We start from the raw sequence: 26046 nt of genomic DNA, 5'->3' as shown, positions 1-26046 counted from the left end.
CGCCCGGGGGCCCACGGCTGCGTCGGCGCCGGCGGCGAGGGTCCGCCCGATCCGTGTCCGCCGCGCGACGCCGGTCGGCCACCCCGGCCGACGGCCCGCACAACGGCCGCTCACGGCCGGCCGGGAAACCCGTCACGGGGTGTCCGGCTCGACATCGATCGAGTACACGTCGCTGATGACGCTCAGGTCCCGCTTGACGGAAGCGGTGTTGGCACCGGTCAGGATGAACCTGCCGGATGCCACCGCCAGTCCCAGTTCGTGGTTGAGCAACTGGTCAATGTCGGGGGTCTCGGAGAAGACGACAGAGCTCGGTATCCGGTCGAGGCCGTGAACGCGCCTGACCCGGCAGCGGTCCTTCTCGGACAGGGCGCTGTAGATCCAGCCGGAGGCGCCAGGGCGGTCGGTGCCCGGTTCGAGGTGGGTCGCGGGTGTCTCGATCGCGGAGGGCAGGTCCATGCACGACGCGATCGACTCCTGCACCAGGTCGACGCCGTAGACGGTCTTCAGGTGCCGGCTGATGTACTCCCCTCCGAAGCGGTTGGCGATCTCCAGGAACACCAGGTCGCCGCTCGGGGTGAGGAACAGCTCCAGGTGGAAGGAGCCGTCCCGCAGCCCCAGCGCCGCCAGGACACGGTCGGTGAAGTCCGCGATTCGCCGGACCAGGGCTGAGTCGTCGATGGTGACGGACGCCAGCGGTCCCACGCCGCTGTTCTGGAAGGTGAAACAGGATCCGAGGAAATATTCGGCGGCGCTGAGGAAGAGGACGCGTCCGTCCCGGACGATGCCGTCGACATGGCACACCGTTCCCTCGATGAACTCCTCCACCTCGTAGCCGTCCTGGATTCCCTCGGCGTCGGCGTACTGCAGCAGGTCCGCGCCTCGGTCGAAGAGCCTGACGCCGATGCTGGCGGCCTGCCGCGTGGGTTTGAGGACGACCTTGCCGGGAAGCTCGGACACGATGGCGGTCAGCTCCGCCGCGGTGGTGGCCGCTCCGACCGGCCAGAACCGGGGTACTGGCACGACCTCGCGCAGCGTCTGTTTCATGAGGATTTTGTCGCGGAAGCGAAGCGCGGTCGCGACATCGACGCCGGGGACCGCGAAGTGCTCCCGCAGGCGTGCGGCGGGCAGTGTCGTGTACTCGAACAGGCCCACCACGGCAACGGGGGGGCCGAAGTCCTCCGAGAAGCCCTTCACCAGGTCGATCATCTGATCCACCACCTGGTCGTAGCCCTCCACACCCAGCCCGTCCGGCAGGTTCAGAACGCCGACCCGGGCGAACCGGTCGAGCAGGGACTTCGATATGCGTCCAGCGGCGTAGCTGTCCACCAGCAACGTGATGTCGTAGTTGTCGACGTCGAGTGTGTCCACGTCCAGGAAGTGATCGTCGAAGGCGACATGAACGACATGCCGGTGGTCCGTCATATTGATTCCTTAGAGGGTGAAGGAGGCGCTTCGACGTCGCCGACCAGGTCCGGGAGACGGTGGAAGTCGCCGTCGTGGTAAATCAACGGCCGCCCGCTGTTGAGGGAGCCGGCGTCGAGTGCCTCGGCGACGACGATGCGGTGGCTCGCCACGGATATACGCGCGGAGACCCTGCAGACGAGTCGTGCCAGGACACCGTCCAGAAGGGGGACACCGCCCGGGCCCGCTCGCCAGATGGTGGGTGGAGCGAAGCGGTCCGCGCCGCTGCGGGCGAAGGTGGCGCCCAGTTCACGCTGATGGTCGGCCAGCACGTGTACGCCTACGTACTGCGCCTCCGCGATGACTGGCCAGCAGGAATTCGATGTGGCGATGCCGAAGGAGAGCATCGGGGGTTCCAGGCAGACGGAGCTGAGCGAGGTGGCGGTGAAGCCCACCGGGTGTCCGCCGCGTGCCGTGATCACGGCGACGCCGGCAGCGTGCTGCCTGAACACCGAGCGCAGCGTCTGCGCGGAGACCGTGTGCTCCGGGCGGCTCACGGCGTGCCTCCGGTGACACTGGCGCGGATCACGTCCGCGATCTCGTCGGCGCGGCTGTCCAGGTAGAAGTGCCCGCCTTGGAAGACCCGCAGGGTGAAGCCCAGGGCGGTGTGCTCGAACCAGACCGCGGCCTCTGCGACCGTGGCCTGGGGGTCGTTCCTGCCGACCAGGCAGATGACGGGGACGTGCAAGGGCGGACCCGGAGCGTACGCGTATGTCTCCACGGCCCGGTAGTCGCTTCGCAGCGTCGGCAGGATCATGGCCAGCACTTGTTCGTCCTCGAGCACCTGTCTGTGCGTGCCGTCCAGTGTCCGGAGTTCCTCGACGATGCGGGCGTCGTCGAGGAGATGCATCGGGCGGCTCGTGGGACGCCTGGTCGAAGGGGCCCGGCGACCGGAGACGAACAGAGCCAGGGGAGCGTCTCCTTGGCGTTCGAGCCGACGGGCCACCTCGTAGGCGACCAGGGCGCCCATGCTGTGCCCGAACAGGATCGTCGGGCGCGGTCCGGCGGCACGCAGCTCGTCGGCGACGAAGCCGGCGAGGCGCGTGATGTCTTCGACGGGCGGTTCCGCGCGCCGGTCCTGCCGTCCCGGGTACTGGACGGCGAGCACCTCCATGGACGGGTGCAGCGTGCGCGACAGCTTGAAGTAGTAGGACGCCGCCCCTCCGGCGTGGGGGAAGCAGACGAGCCTCGGCCCCTCGGCGGGTGCGGGGTGGAATCGCCTCAGCCACAGTGCCGCCGAGGCGGCCGTCATGCCTGTCATGCGTGCTTGTCCCCTTCGCGCGGTTCCGCTTCGTCGGCGGGCAGGTCCGCGGACATGCCCGGGGCGGCCGGATCCGGGCCGGTGGCGCGGCGCCACGGGCGGCTGCCGATCCGGAAATCCGCCTCGCGGGCCACGTGTTCGACGACGCGGCCCAGTTCGTCCGCCATGGCCTGGGCCGTGGACTCCTCGAAGGCGTTCGCGTCGTACTTCAGGAACACCTTGTAGCCGTCGGGCCCCCGGTAGATCTCGACGGTCACCGGCATCTCGCCGGAGTCCGGCAGGTCGTCGAAGGGCCGCAGGTCGAGCGGACCCTGCAGCGCCCCGTCCGCCCCGGTGAACAGTGACGCCCCCTCGAAGTTCTGGAAGATCAGGTTGGTTTCGACCAGAGGTGGTGTCCCACTGCCTTCCTCCTGGGCGAGTGCCCGCTCGATCTCCAAAGCGGGATAGGACCCGTGGTCGATGCCCCGGACGACCGCCCGGCCGACCCGGCCCAGGAGCGTGCTGAACTGCTCCCCGTCGGACAAGGTGGAGCGGATCGGAAGGCAGTTGACGAACTGGCCGACCACGTCCTTGAACCGCTCCTCGTAGCGGCCGGCGGTCGGGAAGCCGACGACCAGGTCCGACTGACCGGTGAGGGAGTGCAGGAAGACGGTGTACGTGGCGAGGAACAGCGTGGCCACGCTGGTCTGGTGGGCGCGGGCCCGGGCGGCGAAGGCCTCCGTGACCTCCGAGGTGAGCCGGGCCAGGACGACGTCGGTGCGGGGCGCCAGCGCGGCGGTGTCCTTCCGGTCGCGGGGCAGGGCGAGTTCGTCGCGCGGTCCGCGCAGTTCCGCGAGCCAGTAGTCGCGGTGCCGGCGGGCCTTCGGGTTCTCCAGCAGCGCGGTCTCCCAGGCGACGAAGTCGGCGTAGGTGACGCTTTCCTGATGCGTCCTCAAGCTCGCACCCATTTCGACGGCCTCGCCGTAGGCGTTCTTCAGGGAGCGCACCAGGACCGCCGCGGACGTGCCGTCCATGACGATGTGGTGCACCGTGACGAGCAGCAGTTGCCGCGGGTCCCCGGTGCCGGTGTCCAGGGTGACGAGGTGGGCCCGGGCGAGGGGTCCGCCCGCCAGGTCGAACGGCTGGTCGGCCAACTCCTTGATGCGGGCCAGCTGTTCGTCACGCGCGGTCGCGGTGACGCGGGTCCTGGAGAACGTCATGGCGCGGTCGCGGTCGATGTCCATGTGCGGCACACCGTCCGTCTCGCGGAAGACCGCGCCGAGGACCGGGTGGCGCCGCGACTGCGCACGGCACGCCTCCTCCAGCGCGTCCGCGTCGAAGGCGCCGTGGATCTCGAACAGCAGCGGGATGTTGTAGGTGGCGGCGTCCGGGTGGCGCCGGTGCCCCCGCCACAGCCTGCTCTGGCTGCGCGAGAGTTCCCAGCGTTCGGTGGTCTCCGCCTCGCTGCCGGGCGCATCCTCGGCCTGGGGGCCGGCCTCTTCCCGCGTCGCCGGCCGGGTGGCTGCCACGAGCGCGTCCACCGCGTCGGGCCGCTCGGCCAGGAAGTGCCCCACCAGCCCGTCGACGGACTCGACCTCGAACAGCAGCGTCGAGGAGACGTCGTCGCCGAGATCGGCACGGATCGCCTGGGTCAACTGGAGGACGAGCAGCGAGTCCAGCCCGTACGACGTCAGGGGCACGGCGGGGTCGATCCGCTCTGCGGGCACGCCCAGAACCGTCGCCGCCGACTCCCGCAGATGGTCCGTCAGCGCCTCGCCCGCGTCGGCACCGGTCGGGCCCGGCTCCGGCTCATGAACCCGTTCCGGCGGGGACCCCGGCTCCGGAACGGTCACGGACGACGGAAGGGTCGCGGACGAAGGGAGGGTCGCGGACGAAGGAGCGTCCGGGACGACGGGGGTCGCCTGCCGGCCCGGGGCGAGCTGGCGCGTGGTTCCGTCGCTCTCGGCCGCGATGATCTGCTGGCCGAGGGCGTCTGCCTGCGGCAGCACGGACAGGACGGTCCGGAAGCCCTCGCCGTGCAGGACGTCGCGCCAGCCCTCGGGGGACAGCGCCGGCGATCCGGGGAGGCGCAGCCCGGTGTCCGTCGACAGCCACCAGCCTTCCAGCAGGCCGAAGGTGAGGTGGCTGAAGACGTCGAAGCGCGACAGCTCGTTCAGCACCAGCCAACCGCCCCCGCGCAGCGCCGCTTTGGCGTTGCGCAGCGTGTTGCGGATGTCGGCGGTGGCGTGCAGGACGTTCGCGGCGACGACGATGTCGTAGCCGCCCTCCTCGATGCCCTGGCCTGCCAGCGGCCGCTCGACGTCGAACAGCGCGCAGTCGAGATAGGGCACATGGGGTCCGTGGACCCGGCGCGCGTTGTTCAGGAACGCTTTGGACAGGTCGGTGTACAGGTAGGTGTCGATGCTGTCCTGGTGGGGCCGCAGCGCCCGGAACAGGCCGGTGCTGGTGCCGCCGGTGCCGGCACCGATCTCCAGGACTCGGATCCGCGCACCGGGATCCTGGCGCAGCCGCTCGGTCACCAGGGCGACGACGGTGTCCTGGACGGCGTGGTTGAACGCGTCCGCCACCGGGGTGTCGCGGTAGCAGCCCTCGACGAGTTCGAAGGAGCCGCGCGGGAACATGACGTCGGTCGGCCGCCTGAAGCCGGTCAGGATGTCGGGCAGCGCGCGGAGCGTGGCGTCGACGAGCTCCAGCTCCGCCTTGAGGCCCGGGTCCGCGGACCACGCCTGCCGGCGCTCGTCCCACTCGGTGAGGAGAGCGTGCAGGGGCGATGCGGAGTCCGGAATCACCCGCAGGGCCTGGCGCAGCCAGGGCAGGTACCGCTCCTGGATGCCCGCCCGCCGCAGGCGCGCCTCGACGTCGACGTCGGACTCGGTCTGGGCGGGGGCGTCCTCCACCTCGGTGAGCGCGCCCAGTTCCACGAGGTGGGCCCGCAGGAGCCGCCCGAGCAGGGGGTCGCGTTCCTCCGCTCGCCAGGCGGCGACGGCACGCAGCACATCCCGCTCCTCGCCCGGGGTCTCGCGCGTGGTGAGCGCGTGCGCGGGCACCCGCGCGGCGGTCCCGGCGCGCATGGCCGTCCGCACCGACGGCTCGACGCCGGTCAGCGCGTCGACCGTGGTCAGCTTGACGAACCCGAGCTGGTCGTAGGGGCCGCCGAGCAGCACGTCGAGGGCGTCCATCGCCTCGGGCGCCTCGATGGAGACCAGTCCCGCACGCTCCATGCGCCGGCGGTAGTAGTCGGAGGAGACGCTGCCCTGGCTGCCCCACCAGCCCCAGTTCATGACCTTGACGGGGCAGTTCCAGTGGTGGTCGAGGAGGCGGGCCCAGGCGTCGAGGAAGACGCTGCCGGCCGCGTAGTTGCCCTGTCCAGCCGTCGTCGCGAAGGACTGGACGGAGGAGAAGAACAGCGCGAAGTCCAGTTCCTCGCCGTCGAGGACGCGTGCCGTCGTGACGGCGGCGTCCACCTTGGCGGACAGGCTCGCGAGCAGGGTCTCCTCGTCCATCCCGGCGAAGCTCTGGTCGCGCAGCACGAGGGCCGCGTGCACGACGCCGTGGATCCGGGGGAACGCGGACCTGATCCGGTCGAAGGCGTCCCGCAGGGAGGCCTCGTCCGTGGCGTCGGCTCGCATGTAGCGGACGGAGCCCCGGCCGCGCACGGAGTCCATCCGGGCCCTGACCGCCGCGTCCTCGGGGCTACGGCCGATCCAGACCACGTGGGCGCCGAAGCGCTCCACGACGTGCCGTGTCCACGCGGTGCCGAGGCCTCCGGCGCCGCCGACGACGACGTAGATGCCGCCCTCGCGGTAGGGGGCGCCGGCCGTTGCCGCGACTTCGCAGGGGGCCCAGCGGCGGGTCAGCCACTGGCCGGAGCGGTGGACCCAGGAGTCCGTCCGGGCGTGCGTCGGCAGCGCCATGAGGTCGGCCGGCCACGGTTCGTCGCCGAGGTCGACCCGCCGCACGGACCAGTTGGTGTACTCCTGCGCGAGCGAGCCGAACAGGCCGTGCAGTCCTGCGTGTGCCGGCCGCGGGCGCTCGTTCGGGTGGGTGGCCAGGGCGTGCCGGGTGACCAGGGTGAGGCCGAGCGGCCTGCTGTCGTGGTCGGTGCGCAGCAGACCCTTGATCATGCGGAAGGCCGCGACGGCGCCGTCCGTCTGGGCGGCGACGAGACGGTCCGCGTCGGTCGGTTCCGTCTCCGTGTCCGGCGCGATCCACACCAGATGGTCGATCGGCGCGGACGCGCGCAGGGTGTCGGCCACGTCGTCGGCGGACGCGGTGGCGGGCAGATGCCAGGTCGTGCCGCGCGGGAACCGCCGTGCGAGACGGTCCCGCTGCCTGGTGTCGCCGCCCACGACGAGCACGTGGTCGTCGTCGCCGGGAAGGGCGCCGGTGAGGGCGTGCGGGGGCAGGACGTCCCAGATCGGCGCGAACAGCGACGGCGGCGGCGTCGCGATTCGGCGGGCGGTGTAGCCGGTCATGCGGACGCACACCTCCCCCGAGTCGTCGACCAGGTCGATGTGCAGACGGCTGAGCGCGTTCTCCGCGCCCGGCGCGTCCGCCGTGCGGACGACGGCCCACATGGACGAGGGGCACGGCGCGAAGGCGTCGAGCTGTTCGAGCGCGAAGGGCACGGACGTGCCCTCGGGCATGCCGTCGCCCGCCAGGAGGAGGGCCACCGAGGACTGGATGGCCGAGTCCAGAAGCGAGGGGTGCAGTACGAAGGGCCGCTCGGGCGTCGGCGCGGCGTCCGGGACGCGGAGTTCGGCCACCACCAGGCCCGGACCGGTGTGCGCCTCGCGGATGGCGCGGAGCGCCGGGCCGTGGTCGATGCCGCGGGCCACGAGCGCGGCGTGGATCCGCTCGCCGCTCACCGTGGTCCGGCAGCCGGCGCGTAGCTCCGACAGCGAGATGCGGGGCGGGCGCGGCGCGTCGGACCGGGAGAGGCGTCCCTCGCAGTAGACCGCGGCCTCCTCGTTCGTCGAACGGAACTCGAAGGCGACGCCGCCGGACGCGGGGCGCAGCAGCAGTTCGACGTCGGCCGGAACGCCGTCCGGCGCGGTGTCGTCGGCCACAACGGGCCGCACCCAGGTGACGTTGCGCAGACGCACCGTGTCGGCCGGGGAGACGCCGAGGAGGTCGGCGGCCGCGGAGCGGGCCATCTCCAGGTAGACCGCGCCGGGCAGGACGTGCCGTCCCTGGACGACGTGGTCGTCCAGGAAGCTCCGGGTCTCGGCGAACGTGACGCGGGTGTGCGAGGGGCCGCTCACGGCGGGGGCCGGGGTCTCGGCGGGGAGGGCCGCGCCGCCCCAGTGGCCGACCCGGGCGAAGGGGTAGGTGGGCAGGGGCACGCGGCGGTACGCGCCGGCCGTGAACGCCTCCTCGTATGCGAGGTCCGCGCCGTTGGCGAACAGGTCGGCCAGCGACTCCAGTTCGGCGCGCAGGGTGTGGGGGTCGATGGCGGGGTCGGCGCACCGGCGCAGGGTCTCGCGGCCGAGGTCGGCCGTGTCCCGCTCGCGGTCCGCTCCGGCGTCACCGGTGACGGCGCGGGGTCCGGCGGTCCCGGCCGCCAGCACGCGGACCAGGTCGTCGTGGTCGCGTACGACGCATGCGAACCGGTACCGGAAGTGTTCCCGTCCGGCGGTCAGGGTGTAGGAGAGGTCACCGAGGCCCTGTTCCGGGTGGCTGCGGCAGTGCGCGGCCAGCCGCTCCACCTGCTCGCCGAGTTGTTCGCGGGAGTGGGCGGACAGCACGACGAGGTGGGCCGCGCGGTGCGGCAGCGCGGCGCGGACCCGCTCCGGCGCCTCTTCGAGGACCACGTGGGCGTTGGTCCCGCTGGCGCCGAACGCGCTGACCGTGCCGAGGCGCGGCACCCCGGCGGGGCTGTGCCAGGGCTGGGTGCGGGTATTGACGTAGAAGGGGCTGTCCTCCAGGGCGATCGCCCCGTTGGCCTCCTCGAAGTGGAGCGACGCGGGGATCCGGCGGTGCCGCAGCGCCAGGAGCACCTTGAGCACTCCGGCGACACCGGCCGCGAACTGGGTGTGGCCCAGGTTGGTCTTGACCGAGCCGAGGGCGCAGTAGCCCGAGTCGTCGGTGCCCTCGCGGAAGGCGCGGGTCAGGGCGCCGAACTCGATGGGGTCGCCGAGCTTCGTGCCGGTGCCGTGCGCCTCGGCCAGGCCGATGCGCCGGACGTCCACGCCGAAGGTGTCGTACACGTCGCGCAGCAGGCGTTCCTGCGACAGGGAGCTGGGCGCGGTCAGTCCGTTCGTGGCGCCGTCGTGGTTCACGCCCGAGCCGCGGATGACGCCGTGGATGTGGTCGCCGTCGGCGAGGGCGTCGTCGAGGCGCTTGAGGACCACGACGCCGACCCCCTCACCCGGCACGAAACCGTCCGCGCGGTGGTCGAAGGTGTGGCAGCGGCCGGAGGGCGAGAGCATTCCGGCGCGTCCGGCCAGCCCGTACAGGCGCGGTGTCGACTGGACGAACACCCCGCCGGCCAGGGCCATCGTCGTCTCGCCCGACCACAGGTCCTTGCAGGCCAGGTCGATGGCGACGAGAGAGCTGGAGCAGGAGGTGTCGACCGCCAGGGCGGGTCCCCTGAGGTTGAGGAAGTAGGAGACACGGCCCGGGATGACGGAGCCCATGGTGCCCCACAGTCCCTGCACGGGGGCGGACTCGCCCTCGCCGCCCGGGTAGTCACCGGCCCAGCAGCCGACGTAGACGCCGCAGCGCCGTTCGTTCATGGCGCGGGCCGGGTATCCCGCGTCCTCCAGGGCCTTCCAGGTCTCCTCCATGAACAGCCGCTGCTGCGGGTCCATGCCGCGCGCCTCGACGCCGGAGACGTTGAAGAACAGCGAGTCGAACTCGTCGACGTGGTCGAGGAATCCACCGCGCAGCGCGCCCGTCGCATCCGCGTCGCCGGCGGTGTCCCAGCGGGTCGTGGTGGTTATCAGGTCGTCGCCCGCGGCGAGGTGCGCCCACAGTTCGTCGAGGTTGCGCGAACCGGCGAACCGGCCGCTCATCCCGATGACGGCGATGAGCGGACGCGCCTCGGCGCCGCTGCCCGCCTCCCGTCCGGTCGCGGGTCGTGCCGTCGCGAACGGTTCCGGCTCCGACGCCGGGGACGCGGCGGCCGGGGGTTCGGGTCGTACGGCGGGCCGGGCGATTCCGATGTCGTCGCGATGCGCCGCCAGCAGGTGCGCGGCGAGGCGGCGCACGGTGCTGTGGTCGAACAGGACGCCCGTGTCGAGGTCGAGCGAGAGCTCCTCGCCGAGTTCATGGGCCACGCGGACGGCGAGGATGGAGTCCAGCCCGTAGTCGGCGAAGGCGGCGGTGGCGACGATGTCCTCCTCCGGCATGGCCATCGCCCGCGCCAGCACGGCACGGACGATGCGCGGCACCTCCACGTCGAGCGACTCGCCCGACCGCGCCGACGCGTCCTCGACGGACACGGCCGGGGCGGGGGTGGACGGGGCAGCCGGGGCCGGGGTGGACGCGGCGGCCGGGGTGAAGGAGGCAGCCGGGGCCGGGGTGACCGTGGCGGACGGGCCGGGCCGGGCGGACTCCCGCGCGATGCCCGCCGACTCCCCCGCGCGACCGGCCGGAGCGACGGGTGCGAGGTCGGCGATCCAGTACCGCTCGCGGGCGAACGGGTAGGTGGGCAGGGCGACACGGCGGCGCCCGGCACCGGCGTGCAGCGGCTCCCAGTCGATCTCCAGGCCCTGGACCCATACGGCGGCGAGTTTGGAGAGCTTCCCGCCCCGCGCCCAGCGCTCGACCAGCAGCTCGCGTACGTCCTCGTCGGCCAGCTCGGCGATCAGGCCCGCGCCGGCGGCCGCCGGGCTGCCCCGGTGCACACCGGTGGCCGCGGCGGCGCCCTCGGTCAGGAAGCCGCTCAGCGCCTCGCGCAGGCCGGCCGTCGAGGTGACGACGAGCGCGAGCCGCTCGCGCAAGGCCTCACGGCCGGTCTGCAGGGTGAAGGCGAGGTCGGCGAGGTCGACGTCGGCGCGGGCGACGAACTCGGCCAACTTCGCTGCGGAGGCGTTCAGTTGCTCGGACGTGCGCGCCGAGAGGACGACGAGGTGCTCGGTGCCGACGCCGGAGGACTGGGCCATGCGGGGTTCGTGCTCCTCGGTCTGCGGGGACGAGTACTCCTCGACGATCACGTGGGCGTTGGAGCCGCCCGCTCCGAAGGAGGAGACGGCGGCGAGCCGCGGCCGACCCTCGGCGGGCCAGGGCGCCGCCTCCTGCTGGACGAAGAACGGCGTCCGCTCGAATGCGATGTTCGGGTTGAGGTCCTCGGCGTGCAGGCTGGGCGCGAACTGCCGGTGACGAAGCTGGAGGACCGCCTTGGTGAGACCGGCGATGCCGGCCGCCGCTTCCAGGTGTCCGACGGCGGACTTCGCCGAGCCGATCGCGCAGAACTGCCGCTCGGCGGTGTCCTGTTCGAAGGCGGTCGTCAGTCCCTGGATCTCGACGGGGTCGCCCAGTTCGGTGCCGGTGCCGTGCGCCTCGACGTACCCGATGTCGCGCGCTGAGACCCCGGCGCGGTCCAGGGCGTCGCGAATCAGTTCCGCCTGGGCGCCGGAGCGCGGCACGGTGTAGCCGTTGGATCGTCCGCCGTGGTTGACGCTGGTGGCGCGGATGACCGCGAGGATGCGGTCGCCGTCGGCCTCGGCGCGGGACAGGGGCTTCAGCAGGACGCAGCCCACTCCCTCGCCGGGGACGAACCCGTGGCCGCCGCTGCCGAAACTGCGGCAGTGGCTGTCCTGCGACAGCATGCCCGAGCGGCAGAGTTCGACGTAGTCCAGGGGGTGGAGGTACAGGTTGACGCCTCCGGCGACGGCCACGTCGCAGGCACCCTGGTAGAGGTGCTCGCACGCCTCGTGCACGGCGGTCAGGGACGCCGAGCACATCGTGTCAATGGTCATGCTGGGGCCGTTGAGGTCCAGCAGGTACGAGGTCCGGGCGCTCAGGGACGCGAACGACAGCGCGGGGACGACCGTCTCGCCGGAGGGCAGCCGGGCGGCGCCGTGGCGGGCGTGGCCGCTCTTGGTGACGCCGGCGAAAACCCCGACCCGTCCGTGGTGACGCCGGCGCAGCGACTCGCGGGTGTAACCGGCGTCCTCCATCACCTCCCACGAGGCCTGGACGAAGAGCCGCTCCTGTGGGTCCATGGCGTAGGCGTCGCGGGGGGCGATCTGGAAGAAGAGCGGGTCGAACGAGGCGAAGTCGTCGAGGAATCCGCCCCACTTGCTGTAACTCATGCCGTTCGCCTGGGCCTTGCGGCGATCGGGCTCGTAGAAGCCCTCGAGCGGCCAGCGGTCGGCGGGGATCTCGCCGACGCAGTCCCGGCCGTCCCTGAGGTTGGCCCAGAACGCGTCGAGGTTCCCCGCCTTCGGGTAGCGCCCGCTCATGCCGATGACGGCGATGGGCTCGCGCACACGCGCGGCGGCGTCCTCGGTGACGCGGGGCGCCGGTTCGCGGACGGCCGTCACGGCGCGGTCCGGGGCCGGGCGTGCCACGCCGGCGGCGGGGGCCGCGGCGGGCTCCGGCGCGGCCGACGGCTTTTCGGCGGCGAGCCGTTCGGCGACGGCCCGCAGGGTGGGCAGGTCGTAGAAGAGGGTCCGGGGCACGTCTCCGAAGGCGAGGGCGAGTTCCCTGTTCAGCTGGATGACCATGATCGAGTCGAGACCGGCCGAGCCGAGCGGCTGGTCGACGTCGACGTCGCGCGCGGGCGTCTTCGTGACCTGGGAGAAGATCCGCACGAGGCGGCGCAGGCTCTCGGCGGAGCCGGGCCGTACGGCGGCGGACACCTCCGGCCGGCCGGCCGGCGGGGCGGCGGCGTTGCGCGTGCCGGGACCGGTGCTGCTGCCCGTACCGGTGCCGGTGCCGGAAGCGGTCACCGAGACGGCGGCGGCGAACCCGCTTCCCTGGTGCACGTCGGCGGCACCAAGTGCGGCGGCGGTCTCGGCAAGGCGGCCGTGGTGGACCCACACCCGGTCCTCGCCCAGCCGCCAGGCGGCGGTGAGCGCGGCGATCCCGTCCGCCGAGGACATCGGGGTCAGCCCCCGGCTCTCCCACAAGCGGGCCAGCGCCTCGGGCGACAGCGGCATGCCGCCGTCCTCCCAGAGCGGCCAGGCGACGGACAGGGTGCGTCCCGAGCGTTCACCCGCGGCGACACGCATGGTGCGCAGCGCCGCGAACTCGTCGAGGAACGCGTTGGCGGTGGCGTAGTCGGACTGTCCCGGGTTGCCCGTGACCGCCGCCCCCGAGGAGAAGGCGATCAGGAAGTCCAGCGGCGCCCGCCCGATCGCGCGGTCGAGGTTGACCAGGGCGTCGGACTTGGGCGCGAGGACGTCCTCCCACTCCTGGCCGGTCTTGGCGGTCAGCGGCGCGTCGTGGATCACGCCGGCCGCGTGGAACACGCCGTCGATCCGACCGAGTTCACGGCGGACGTCCGCCACCAGATGGCGGGTCTCCTCCCAACGGGAGACGTCGGCGGTCTCGTACCGGGCGACGGCTCCGGCGGCGCGCAGGCCGGTCACGAGCGCCTCGGTGCGGGCGTCGCCCGGCGACCGCCCCACCAGGACGACGGTGGGCCGCACGGCCTCCTTCGCGATCCAGCGGGCCACGGCGGAGCCGACGCCTCCGGCACCCCCGGTGATCAGGTAGACGCCGCCGGGGCGCAGCATGCCGGCGTCGCCGTGCGGCGGTGCCGGGACCGGTTCCCAGGAGCGTGTCAGGCGCCTCCCGTCGCGGTGGAGCACGACGTCGTCACCGCTCGCGCGGGACTCGGCATCGAGGACGTCCCCAAGGACGGCCGGGGCCGGGAATTCGTCGAACCCGACGACCTGGCAGGTGAGATGGGGGTGTTCGAGCGCGGCGGTCCGCATCAGCCCGGTCAGGGCGAGGGCGACGGCGCGCGCGCCGTCGGCCGGGACGACCGCCTGCACGAGCGTGCCGCCGGGGCGTTCGTCGGCCGCCGCGTCGCGGATGGCCTCCAGGTACTGCCAGCTCACGTCGCGGAACCAGCTGTCCAGACGCTCCTTGGACGAAGAGACGGTCACGCACCGTACGCCGGGGGCCTGTTCCAACGCGGCACGCGCGCCGTCGGCGGCCTCGGGCAGGATGACGACGCGGCGCACCGCTTCGGCCGGGCCGCTGGTGGACGCCTCGGCGGGACGCGGGGTCCACCGGGGCACCCGCAGGACGGTTCCGACGGCCGGGGCCGCCGGAACCGCACCGTCGGCGCCGCTCGCGCGGCCGCGCGGCGGGTGGCCGGGGATCCAGAACCGGTCCCGCGCGAAGGGGTAGGTGGGCAGGTGCGCGCGGCGCGGCGTACGCGCCCCGTACAGCCCTCGCCAGTCGGGTTCGGATCCGCTCGTCCACCGCTGGAGGACTTCGCGCAGCCCGGCGCCCGCGACCGGCTCGCCGGTCGTCCCGCGACGGCGCGGACCGGCTCCGGTACGGGCCGCGGTCCCCCGGAGCCCCTTGTCGCCGGCCTGGCCCGAGGCGACGAACTCCTGCAATGCCGCGAGGAGTTCGCCGCTCGAGTCGACCACCCAGCCGACGCGTTCCGGCAGGGCCTCCCGGCCCGTCTGCAGGGTCCAGGCGAGGGAGGCGAGCGGGACGGGCGCGCGGCGTGTGTCGCGCAGCCGGTCCAGCAGGTTGCCCGCGACCTCGCGCAGCCGCTCCTCGGAGCGGGCGGAGAGCGGGACGAGGACCGCCCCGGCGTCGGCGTCGGACGAGATGGCGTCGGCCGGGTCAGTGTCCTGGCTGGTGTCCGGGTTGGTGTCCGGGCCGGTGTACTCCTCCACCACGACATGGCAGTTGGCGCCGCCGAAGCCGAAGCTGCTGACGCCCGCGCGCCGGGGGGCCGGCGTGCCGTCGCGGCCGGTGGGCCGGGGCCACGCCTCGTTCTCGCGCACGAGACGGAACGGGCCGTCGTCCAGCTCGATGTGCGGATTGACCTCACGGCAGTGGAGCGTGCCGGGCAGGACGCCGTGTTCCATGGCGAGCAGGACCTTCAGCAGGCCCGCGATGCCCGCGGCGGCCTCCAGGTGGCCGATGTTCGTCTTGACGGACCCGAGGCCGCAGGCGCCCCGGCCGGCCGCGCCGAGCCGCCGGAAGGCGGAGCGCAGTGCCCGGACCTCGACGGGGTCGCCGAGGGCGGTCCCGGTGCCGTGGGTCTCGATGTAGCCGATGGTGTCCGGGTCGGTGTCGCCCACGGCCGCGGCCACGACCTCGGCCTGGGCGTCGGCGTTGGGGGCGGTCAGCGAGTGCGCGCGGCCGCCGTGGTTCTCCGCGCTGCCGAGCAGCACGCCGAGGACGTCGTCGCCGTCGCGTTCGGCGGCGGCCAGGGGCTTGAGGACGACGGCGCCGACGCCCTCGCCCCGCACGTACCCGTTCGCGTCGTCGGAGAAGGTCCGGCACCGTCCGTCGGGGCTGAGCATGCCCGCCCGGTGGGCGCTGACGAAGGTGTCCGTGCTGAGCAGCAGGTTCACCCCGCCCGCGACGGCCATGGAGCAGGCGCCCGACCGGATGGCCTCGAGCGCGCGGTGCAGGGCGACGAGCGAGCTGGAGCACGCCGTGTCGACCGGCTCGCTCGGCCCCCGCACGTCCAGCGTGAAGGAGACACGGTTGGCGAGCATGGAGTGGGCGTTGCCCGTGGCGGTGAAGGCGTCCGGTGCGACGCCGTACCCGGTGAGGAGGGTCGCGTAGTCGGTGCCCGAGACGCCCAGGAACACACCGGTGTCGGCCGGCAGCTCGGCGGGCCGGTGCGCGCTGTCCTCCAGGGCGCTCCAGACGGTCTCCAGGGCGAGCCGGTGCTGGGGGTCCAGCAGTTCGGCCTCGCGCGGGTAGATGCCGAAGAAGCCCGCGTCGAACGCGTCCACGTCGTCCAGGACCCCCGCGTGCGCCGGGAAGTCGGCCTCCTCCACGACACGGGCGTACGTCTCGTCGTACCGGTCCGCCGGGAACTCGGTGACCGAGTCCACGCCGCCGACGAGGTTGGCCCAGTAGGCGTCGAGGTCGCGGGCGCCGGGGAAGCGGCCGGCCGCGCCCACGATCGCGACGGGCATCGGCGCGCCGGAGCCGTCGGGGGGCGTGGCAGCCGGGGCGGGATCGCCTGCCAGGGACGCCCCGCGCGGGGCGAGGGCGTCGGGGTTGCCGGGGACGTCGGCCTTCGGGACGGCCGGCTCCGGGGCGACCGGCTGCGGCGCGACCGGTCCGGCGGCCGCCTCGGAGGTCGGCGCAGGGAGGCTCGCGCCGCCGAGTCGGGACGGTGCCGTGGAAGGCGTGGCCGGGCGGGCCGTCGCGCGGGCCGCGTCCGGCGCGGGCGACGACGGGTGGGCAGACGGGATCCGGTCCCCGAACTCCGCCACCAGGTGCCGCGCCAGCGCGTCGAGCGTGTCGAGGTCGAAGAAGAGGGCCGGGCTGACCCGCACGCCGAAGCGCTCCCCCACCTGCTTGGCGAGGGTGACGAGCGAGATGGAGTCGAACCCGAACGCGTAGAACCCGGTGGTGGGTTCGATCTCGTCCGCCTCGAAGCCCAGGATCCCGGCGGCGATCACGCGCAGCTCACCGGCGACGAACGCCACGGCCGCCGCCCCGTCGGAACCGGCCCCAGGGCCGGACTCGGGGTCGGTCAGGGTCTCCGCCTTGGGGTCCGTCGGGGTCTTTGTCTCGGGGCCGGTCCGGGTCTCCACCTCGGGGGCGCTGCTGTTCCGGCTCGCGAATCCGGTGCCACCGTTGATGCCGGTGCCGACCGCCTCGGCGGTGTCCGGCACCCGCGCGCTCATCGAGATCCGCCCGACGGCGGAGGCCAGGGCGTGGGCGGCCGGGACGGCACGCCGGGTGGGCCGGAGCGCGTCGGACTCGGCGTCCTCGTCGCCCCACCACACGTCGGTCAGTTCGCCGACGAGCCGCCCGGAGCCGTCCAGGAGCAGGACCCGGCCGCCGAGTCCCACCGTGCCGGGAACGAGGTCGAGCACGATCCGTTCCACGTCAGCGATACCGTCGGCCGTCACCCCCACCTCGTCGATCCGGCGTGGCACCAGCCGTGCCCAAGCCGCGAGTCCGGCCCGCTTGGCGAGAAGCTGCGCGCCATGCGCGACGGCGGCCAGGACCGCCGGCTCGACGGAGACGTTCCGCTTGACGTGGTTCTGCTGGAAGTCGGGCGCGCTCACGTCGAGCACCAGGCGCCCGTCGCGCAGCACGCGTGCCACGCGTACGCCGTCGAACATCGGCGGGTGCTCGATGCCTCCCTCGGCCAGCTCCGCGAGGAACCGCTCCTGGGTGAGCACCTCGACGGCATCGCGGGCGAGTTCGCCGTCGCCCGGCGCGCGCTCGTCCCGCCGCGGCCGCGCGTGGGGGCCGTCTGCGGCGTGCGCGGTGAACGCGGCGAGCGGGGTGCGGGTGCCGGAGGCGTCCTCGGTGAACACGGTGCCGAAGCCGGTGCCGTCGGCGGCGTCGAAGGTCGTGACGAGCCGCGCCACCTTGGCCCAGTCGGCCCGGCCCACCGTGCGCAGGTCGCGGATCCGCGCCCCGGTCGCGAACCCGGAGACACACGCGCAGGCCAGGGCCGCGTCGAGGACGAACGTGGGGACGACGGCACGCTGCTTGTCGCGCACTTGGCCGTAGTCCAGCAGGTCGTCGAGCCGGACGTCGACGGCGTAGCGCAAGCCGTCCACGTCGGACTCGTTGCGCCCGAGGAAAGGGTGCAACGCGTCCCGGAAGACCATTGGCGCGATGACCGAGGGGGCGGACGGGTCCTCCTCCACCCAGCAACCGACCTGGGCGAAGGGGTAGGCGGGTAGCGGCAGGCGGCGGAGCCGGCGGCCCGCGTCGAGCACGCTCCAGTCGGCCTTGCGGCCGCCCGTCCACGCGAGGCCGGTCTCCCGGACCGCCGCGGCTCCCGGGCCGGTCCCGGCAAGCGCGCGCTCCGCGTCCCGGTCGCCCGCGAGGTAGCGGTCGACGGCCTCGACGACACCCCGGCGGTCGGCGGCCATGAAGGCCCAGCGGCGCGGGAGTTCGTTCTTGCCGACACGGAGGGTGAAGGCTACGGAGGCCAGGTCGGCGTCCTCGCGCGTGACGAGGAACTCGCGGAAGCGGACCAGGGAGGTCTCCAGGGCATCGTCGGTCATCGCCGAGAAGACGAACAGCTCGTGTCGTCCGTCGTGCCGGGGCACCGGGGCCGGGGTGTACTCCTCCAGGACGAGGTGCGAGTTCATCCCGCCGGCGCCGATGGAGGTGACCCCGGCGCGCCGGGGATGCTCGACCGGTGTTCCTTCGACGGTCGTGACGGGCCTCGGCCAGTCGGCGAGCCGGCGCTGCACATGGAAGGGGGTGCTGTCGAAGGGGATGTCCCGGTTGAGCTCGTCGCTGTGCAGCGACGGCGCGATCTTGCCCTCGCGCAGCTGGAGGACGACCTTGGCGATGCCGAGCACACCGGCGGCGGCGAGGAGATGCCCCATGTTGGACTTGACCGAGCCCAGGGCGCAGAACCCGGTGTCCTGCGTGGATCTACGGAATGCGTCGTTCAACGCCTTGACCTCGATGGGGTCGCCGAGTGAGGTCCCCGAGCCGTGTCCCTCGACATAGCTGATGGTGCGGGCGTCCACGCCCGCGTCGTCCAGTGCCTTCTCCACCGCGCGGGCCTGGAGGGCGACGCTGGGCACGGTGAAGCCGTTGCGCGGCCCCGCGTTGGTGATCGCCGTCCCCTTGACGACGGCGTGGACGTGGTCGCCGTCCCGCTCCGCGTCGGCCAGGGTCTTGAGGACCACCACACCGGCTCCCTCGCCGAGGATGGTGCCGTCGACTCCGACGCCGTAGCTGCGGATGACGTCGGACGTGGCCGTCGTGAAGTGCTCCTGGGACGACGTGATCAGGTTGTACGGGTGCAGCAGGAGGTTCACCCCGCCCGCGACGACCATCCGGCACTCGCCGGCGCGCAGCATCTGCACCGCCTGGTGCACGCACGTCGAGGACGTCGAGCACATGGTGTCCACGAAGAGCGAGGGGCCGGTGAGCCCGTAGAAGTACGACAGCATGTTGGGCATCGTGGCGTTGTAGCTGCCGCTCTGCGGGGCACCGCGGACCAGGCTGTTCTGGAACCCGTACAGCCCGTAGTGGTTGCTCATGGTGCCGGCCAGCACCCCGACGTCCCCCTGGTACTGCCGCTGGATCTGCTCGCGGGAGTACCCGGCGTCCTCCAGGGCCTCCACGCCGAGCTGGAGGAAGAGGCGGACCTCGGGCGACATCTGCTCGGCGTCCCGCTTGGAGACACGGAAGTAGCGGGGGTCGAACTTGTCGATGTCGCGCAGGAAGGTGCCCGTGCGGATGACGCTCTTGCCGAGCTTGGCGCGGTCGCGGCTGTAGATGGCGTCGTGGTCCCAGCGTTCGCGCGGGACCTCCTCGAAGGAGTGCCGTCCCTCGCTCAGCAGCTCCCACAGCTCGTCCATGGTCGCGGCGCCGGGATAACGCCCGGAGATGCCGACGATCGCGATGTCGTGACGGTCGTCGGGCGCGGAGGGACGCTCCGTCACGGCGAGCGAGGCGGCGGTGACGGCGACCGGCGCGGCGGTGACGGCGGGGCCGTCCTGCGGCGCCGCCTCGTCGCGTGCCACGCCCTCGGACGCCACGGAGACAGACGGTACGGAGACAGACGCGACGGACACGGCCGGTACGACCTCGGCCGGCGCGGAAGCGGCCGGCAGGGACGAATCCCCGTCGGCGAACGGCCCCAAGTCGCCCCGCTCGCCCCGCTCGTGGGACGCGCCGGTGCCGTCGGCCGTCTCCTCCCGCGCGTCCTGCGTGCCGAGCACCTCGCGCAGCTTCTCCCGGTGGGCGTCGACGAAGTATCCGGTCACCTCCTCGACGTTCAGGTACTCGAAGAAGACGGTCTTCGGCAGCGGGCCGAACAGCTGTTCCAGGCGGGCGGTCATGTCGAGGATGGCGAGGGATTCGATGCCGTACTCGACCAGGTGGACGGTGGGGTCGATGTCGTCCGGGTCGTGCTGCAGCACCTCTCCCAGAAGCCGCGTCACCAGCGCGGCCGTCGCGGAGCGGAGCGCGGCGGGCGGGAGGTGTCCGTCGCCGGGGATGGCCGCGGGGAGCGGGCCGGAGCCGTCGGCGCAGTCCCCGGTGTCCGCCCGGACGGCGGCGGGCCGGGAGGGGGGTGTGTCCGCGAGGGTCGCGTCCTCGCCGAAGGCGACCACGACATGGCCGGCTTCGTGGGCCATCGCGTGGCCGAGCGCGCGGACGCCCGCCTCCGTCGGCAGCGGCTCCCAGCCGTGCCCCTCGCGCATGGCGGCGCGGGTCAGATCGTCGACGCGCATGCCGCCGTCGGCCCAGAGCGGCCAGCTGACGGCGAGTGTCGCGCCGGTGCGCTCCCCCGCCTCGACGAGTGCCCGTCGATGCCCGGCGAACGCGTCCAGGAAGGCGTTGGCCGCCGCGTAGTCAGCCTGTCCGGGGTTGCCGAACACACCGGCGACCGAGGAGAACAGGACGAAGAAGTCGAGGTCGAGGTCGCGGGTCGCAGCGTCGATGTGCAGCGTGCCGGGCACCTTGGGGCCGAGGACGGTGTGCAGGTCTTCGTGCTCCTTGCGCAGGACGTAGCCGTCGCGCAGGACGCCGGCGGCGTGGACGACGCCGTCCAGCGAGTCGTGCGTCTCCGTGATGGCGCGCACCGCGCGCTCCACGTCCTCAGCGACGGTGACGTCGACGGGCAGGTAGTGCGCGTCGACGCCCTCCGCGCGCAGGGAGCGGAGCGCGGCCTCGGTGTCCGGGCCGGACGGCGCGCGGCCGCTGAGCACCACGGTGACGCGGTCGCGCCGGGCGAAGTAGCGGGCGACGTGGCGTCCGAGCCCGCCCAGACCGCCGGTCACCCAGTACACGCCGTCGTCTCTCAGCGGGGGCGCCTCGGGGCCCCGGACCTCGGCGGCCCCGGCCGTGCGGCGGACGTGGCGCGATCCGTCGGCGGCGCGGCGGACCTCGGCGTCGGGACGGTCGTCAGCGGCCTCCTCGCGCAGGATGCGCCGCAGGTCCTCAGCGTCGGCCTTGTCCAGTCCGGCCACCCGGACGACGCGTCCGCGCACCGCCGGGTTCTCCAGGGCGACGGTCCGGAACAGGCCGGTGAGCGGGGCGTGGAAGTGCCGCGGCAGGCGGTCGTCGACGAGGACGACGAAGCGGTGATCCTGCCGGGGGCGCCCGGCGAGTACGGCCTTCACCGCGTCGAGGACGGTGTCGGTGACGTCCCGGACGCCGTCGGCGACCCGGTCGCGCGCGATCTGGGGCAGGCGGACGAACGGGGTGGGCGCGCCGACGGCGCGCCGGGCCCCCGCCAGGTAGGCGTGCACGACGATGCGGGGGTCGCTCGCGACGTCCCCGGCGAGCGGGGCCTCCACCCACGCGGTGGTCGCCGTGAGGACGGGCCGCGTCTCGGGAGCGGCGGGCCGCGCGGAGGCGGTCCGCTGGACGAGGCCGCGGACCCGGGCGGCGACCCGGCCCTCGCCGTCGGTCAGGTCGATGTCGAACTTGTCCACCATGCCCCTGCTCTCCGCGCGCCTGACCCAGGCCCATGTCTCGGCCGGAGACGGACCGGCGATCTCGATCTGTTCCAGGACGAACGGCATGACGGGGCCCCGCGGCGCTTCGGACGCCCCGGCCGTCATGAGCGCGACCGACGCCTGGAACGCGGCGTCGAGCACGCTGGGGGGCAGAACGAGGCCGTCGCCGGCCGCCGTGCTCGTGTCGTCGGGCGCGGCGATCCGCGCGAGAACGCCGTGCTCGCCAATCCGCAGCTCCCGGAGGGCCCGCATGGCGGGCCCGTAGCGCAGGCCCTGCCGGCGCAGGCTCGCGTACACCTCGGCCACCGGCACCGGTGCGGAGGCGGCCGCCAGCGCGTCGAGGCCGACGGCGGCCGGCTCCTCGGAGCGGGGGCGCACCTCGGCCGTGCCCTGACTGTGCACGAGGGCGAGAGTGCCGTCGGCCGCGCCGTCCTGGCGTACCCGGAAGGCGATCGTGCCGTGCTCGCCCGGGGTCAACTCCACGTGGACGTCGACGGGTTCGTCTCCGACGGTGAGCGGCCGCAGCCAGGTCACGTCGCGCAGGACCACGGTGACCGGGTCCGCGGAGCCGTCGCGCTCGACGGCGCGTTCGACCGCCGCGCGGACCATCTCCACGTACGCGGCGGCGGGCATGACCCGGTCGCCGTCGACCCGGTGCGCGTCGAGAAAGGGCTCGGCGCCGGTGAAGGTGGAGGTGAAGCGCAGGCCGGACAGCGTCGAGGTGTTGCGGTGCAGCAGCGGGTGCCGGCCGGCCGGGGCGGTGACGGCGACCGGCGCGGGCCACTCCGGGGCCACGGCGGCGGACACCACGCGCCGGTTTCCGGCCGAGTCGGCCGGCACGGTGCGCCGGTCCCCGGACCCGGCGGTGACGGCCGCCTCGGCGCGCGGCTCGACGTCGGCCACGCCACGCCCGTCCTCGGGTGCGGCGGCGGCCGGGCGGCTCCGGTCCTCGGGTACTGCGTACCAGTGCGGCACGCGCTCGAAGGGGTAGCCGGGGAGCCGGACGCGGCGGGCCGCGGGGTAGGCCGCGCTCGCGCGCACCGCCTGCCAGTCGACGTCCTCGCCACGCACCCAGTCCCGTGCCGCGGTGAGGTGGCCGGTGGGGTCCTCGGCGGGGGCGGGCTGCTCCGTCCGGACGTCGTAGGGGGACGGTGTGCCGTCGAGGAAGTCCTCCAGCGCCCGGAGCAGTTCGGCCGTTGCGGTGACGGCGAAGGCGCGCCGGACCCGCAGGGGTTCGCGGCCGGTCTGGAGGGTGTGGGCGATGTCGGCCGTCGCCGGGCGGGGCCCGGGCAGGGCGGCGGCGTCGGTGCCGGCGGCCGTGAGGTGGTCGAGCAGCTCCCGCGCCACGGCGCGCAGCCGCTCGTCGCTGCGGGCCGAGAGGGGAATCACCTGGAGGCGTCCGTCGTCCGCGGCGGCCGGCTCGTCGCCGCCGGTGTACTCCTCCAGCAGGCAGTGCGCGTTGGCGCCGCCGAAGCCGAAGGAGCTGACGCCGGCGCGGCGCGGCGGCACTGCGCCGTCTGCGGCGGCGGGGGCCTGCCAGGGCTGGGTGTCGCGCACGACGTAGAACGGGCTGTCGTCGAAGTCGATGAGGCGGCTGGGCCGGGTGAAGTTGACGGTCGCGGGCAGCGTCCGGGTGGTGAGGGCGCCGATCACCTTGACGATGCCGGCGACACCGGCGGCGGCCTCCAGGTGGCCGATGTTGGTCTTCACCGAGCCGATGCCGCAGGAGTCCGGAAGGGGCCGGGTACCCTCGGCGGCGTGCATCCGCTCGAACGCCCGCTTGAGGCCGAGCACTTCGATGGGGTCGCCGACCGGTGTGCCGGGCCCGTGGGCCTCGATGTAGCCGACGCTGCCGACGGGGACGCCCGCGCGGGTGTAGACGCCCTCGATGAGGTCGGCCTGGGCGGCGGGGTTGGTGACGGTGAGGGAGTTGGTGCGGCCGCCGTGGTTGGTGCCGGTGCCCTTGATGACGGCGTGGACCAGGTCCCCGTCCTCGACGGCGCGGGCCAGCGGCTTGAGCAGGAGGACGGCGCCGCCCTCGCCGCGGACGAACCCGTCGGCGCCTTTGTCGAAGGCGTGCGAGCGGCCGGTCGGTGAGAGCATGCCCGCCTGGCTGAAGGCGACGAACAGCTTCGGCGACCAGGCGAGGTTGACACCGCCGGCCAGGGCCATGCCGCACTCTCCGGCACGGAGGGCGGCGACGGCCTGGTGGACGGAGACGAGGGAGCTGGCGCAGGCTGTGTCGTTGGCGACACTCGGGCCGCGGAAGTCGAAGTGGTACGAGACCCGGTTCGCGACGACGGCGAAGTCGGTGCCGGTGGGCAGGTAGGCGTCGATCTTCGCCCTGTCCCGCTCCATCAGCTCGGCGTAGTCGGAGTGGGAGACGCCCATGAACACGCCGGTGTCCGAGCCGGCCAGGGCGCTCGCGCGGTACCCGGCGTCCTCGACGGCCCGCCAGGCCAGTTCCAGGGTGAGCCGCTGCTGGGGGTCCATGGTGGACGCCTCGCGCGGCGAGATGCCGAAGAAGGCGGCGTCGAAGCACTCGGCGTCGTCGATGAATCCGCCCCAGACGCTGCGCGTCTTCTCGGCTCCCCCGCGCGGGTCGCCGAACCAGCGCTCCTTGGACCAACGGTCCTCGGGGACCTCGGAGATGAGGGAGTGCCCGGCGGTGAGGTGGCCGACGAGGCCGGAGAGCGTGTCGGATCCGGGGAAGCGCAGGGCGAGACCGATGACAGCGATGTCAAAGGACGTGTGGGCGGACGGGTGGCTCATCGGGCGGCCTCCGCGGGGACGGCGCCGAGCCGGTGGTCGACGACGGTGCGCAGGTTCATCCGGCCGGCCGCCGCGTCCATGGGACGGGCGTGCTCGCCGAGGACGTACTGGCGGTTGAGGATCACGGTCGACAGGAGGTACACGAAGGCCTGGTCCTCCTTGGTGCTGATTTCCTCGACCGGGGTCCGCATGATCTTCGAGACGAGCTTTCCGGCGAAGGCGGGGTTCACGCAGTCGATCCGGCGCAGCTCGTTCTCGGAGAGCACCAGTTCCAGGCAGTCGGGCCGCTCGTCCTTGAACACGGCGCTTCCCGGGGCTCGGTAGGGCTGTTTGGGCCGGCTGACCGTCCACTGCGGGAGGTCGGCGGCGAACGCCTTCTTCAGGATGGCCTTCTCGTCCGATCCGTCGTCGTAGCGCAGGTTCACGGAAGCGGCGGCGCGGACGACGGCGGGGTCGAGGAACGGACAGCGGTTCTCGACGCTGTGGGCGAGGCTCGAGCGTTCTCCCTGGGTGGCCAGGAGATAACCCGACAGCAGCGTCTTGTACTCGATCCACTGCGCTTTCTGCACGGCGCTCAACGCGTCATATCCGGGGGTCGTGCGCACCAGTTCACGCATGGGCTCCAGCGGGTCGCCGGGGTCCTTGAGCAGACGGGTGGCGAACATTCCGTTCTGATAGCGCAGTTCGTGGGAGAACAGGCCGGGTGTGCGCTCGGTGCTGAACTGCTGGAACAGCCCGAGGAGATGGGCCTTGCGGGCGGATCCGAAGTGCGCGAGTTCCGGGTGCAGGGTGCTGAGCCGGCGGACCCGCTCGTCCTCCGACAGGGTGTTCCAGGAGTCGCGGAGCATCGTCTCTCGGAACAGCGAGTAGCCGAGGAAGGCCTCGTCGGCCCCCTCGCCGCTGAGCACGGTCTTGATCCCGGAGTCGCGGACGTGCCGGGACAGCAGGTACATCGGGACGAACGACGTCCTGAAGGCGGGCACTTCGGCGTGCCACACGGCGTCGGCGAAGGAGCCGGCGATGTCGCGGTGGGAGATGTTCAGGGAGGAATGCAGGGTGCCGAGGTGGGAGGCCACCAGTTGCTGGCTGCTCGACTCGTCGTAGGTCTTGTCCTGGAACTCGACGGAGAACGTGCGGACCTGGTGCGACGACTGCTCGGTGGCGAGCTTGGTGACGATGGACGAGTCGAGGCCGCCGCTGAGGTAGACGCCGACCTCGACGTCGCTGCGCAGGCGCAGTTCGACGCTCCGGCGGAGTGTCTCCCGCACGAAGGCCACGGCGTCGCGCTCGTCGCCGTCGAACGCGGGCGCGTCGACGCGCAGTTCCTCGTACTGCGTTACGGTGTGCCGGCCGTTCTCGACCGTCAGGAGGCCGCCCATGGGTACCTGGCGGATCCCCTGGAAGGGGGTGCGGTCCGGCAGCGGGGCCCAAAGGGCGTACACCGAGGCGAGTTCCCGGGGGTCGAACGCGAAACGGAAGCCGGGGACGGCGGTGAACGCCTTCATCTCCGAGGCGAAGAGGAGGGCGCGGTCGTGCTCCGTGTAGAAGAGCGGCCGTTTGCCGTACCGGTCGCGGGCCAGGACGAGGGTCTTGGTCGCGCTGTCCCGGATGGCAAGGGCGAAGGCGCCGTTGAAGCGCTCCAGGCACGCGGGACCCCACTGGATCCACGCCTGGAGCACGACCTCGGTGTCCGACTTGGTGCGGAAGGGCCGCCCCAGCCGGGTGAGTTCCTCGCGGAGTTCCACGTGGTTGTACAGCTCGCCGTTGAAGCAGATCCAGTACCGCCCGGCGGGGTCGGACATCGGTTGCGCGCCCGACGCCTGGTCGATGATCGCCAGACGGACCGTTCCCATGGCCACGCCGTCGTCCAGGTAATAGCCGGCCTCGTCGGGCCCTCTGTGATGGATCGACGACAGCATCGAGGTGATGCGTCCGGGGATATCCTCATCCGGAAGGCGCGACGAGACGAAGCCAGCTATTCCACACACG

Annotated in this window: 5 protein-coding genes; all 5 read right to left on the bottom strand. The window is 73.1% G+C overall.

Annotated elements, in window-relative coordinates; translation table 11 throughout:
* Positions 1-132: 132 nt before the first annotated feature.
* From OG568_RS58125 to asnB, 5 genes are read right to left on the bottom strand one after another with little or no spacing between them, the layout of a single operon-like run.
* A complete protein-coding gene (locus OG568_RS58125) occupies positions 133-1422 on the bottom strand; it encodes an ATP-grasp domain-containing protein (protein ID WP_329538040.1) in 1290 nt (429 codons plus the stop codon).
* Positions 1419-1958 carry a flavin reductase family protein gene (locus tag OG568_RS58120; RefSeq protein WP_266592497.1) on the bottom strand — a complete coding sequence of 180 codons (540 nt, stop codon included), beginning with the start codon at positions 1956-1958 and terminating at the stop codon, positions 1419-1421. The genes OG568_RS58125 and OG568_RS58120 overlap by 4 nt, the downstream gene beginning before the upstream one ends.
* Positions 1955-2722 (bottom strand): thioesterase II family protein, encoded by a 768-nt coding sequence (locus OG568_RS58115; RefSeq protein ID WP_329538039.1) that lies wholly within the window; start codon positions 2720-2722, stop codon positions 1955-1957. The genes OG568_RS58120 and OG568_RS58115 overlap by 4 nt, the downstream gene beginning before the upstream one ends.
* Positions 2719-24057, bottom strand: a complete 21339-nt coding sequence (locus OG568_RS58110; protein ID WP_329538038.1) for an SDR family NAD(P)-dependent oxidoreductase — start codon at positions 24055-24057, stop codon at positions 2719-2721. The genes OG568_RS58115 and OG568_RS58110 overlap by 4 nt, the downstream gene beginning before the upstream one ends.
* Entirely contained in the window at positions 24054-26045 is a 1992-nt protein-coding gene (gene asnB / locus OG568_RS58105; RefSeq protein WP_329538036.1) for an asparagine synthase (glutamine-hydrolyzing), read from the bottom strand. Before asnB ends, OG568_RS58110 begins: the two co-directional genes overlap by 4 nt.
* Position 26046 lies beyond the last annotated feature (1 nt).

This window comes from Streptomyces sp. NBC_01450 (assembly GCF_036227505.1).
Taxonomy (GTDB): Bacteria; Actinomycetota; Actinomycetes; order Streptomycetales; family Streptomycetaceae; genus Streptomyces.
This window is presented reverse-complemented; position numbering and strand designations above follow the sequence as displayed.

Bases quoted from the DNA above. Each gene is read 5' to 3' on its own strand.
- OG568_RS58115 (WP_329538039.1), bottom strand. From the start codon at position 2,722: ATGACAGGCATGACGGCCGCCTCGGCGGCACTGTGGCTGAGGCGATTC.
- OG568_RS58125 (WP_329538040.1), bottom strand. From the start codon at position 1,422: ATGACGGACCACCGGCATGTCGTTCATGTCGCCTTCGACGATCACTTC.
- OG568_RS58110 (WP_329538038.1), bottom strand. From the start codon at position 24,057: ATGAGCCACCCGTCCGCCCACACGTCCTTTGACATCGCTGTCATCGGT.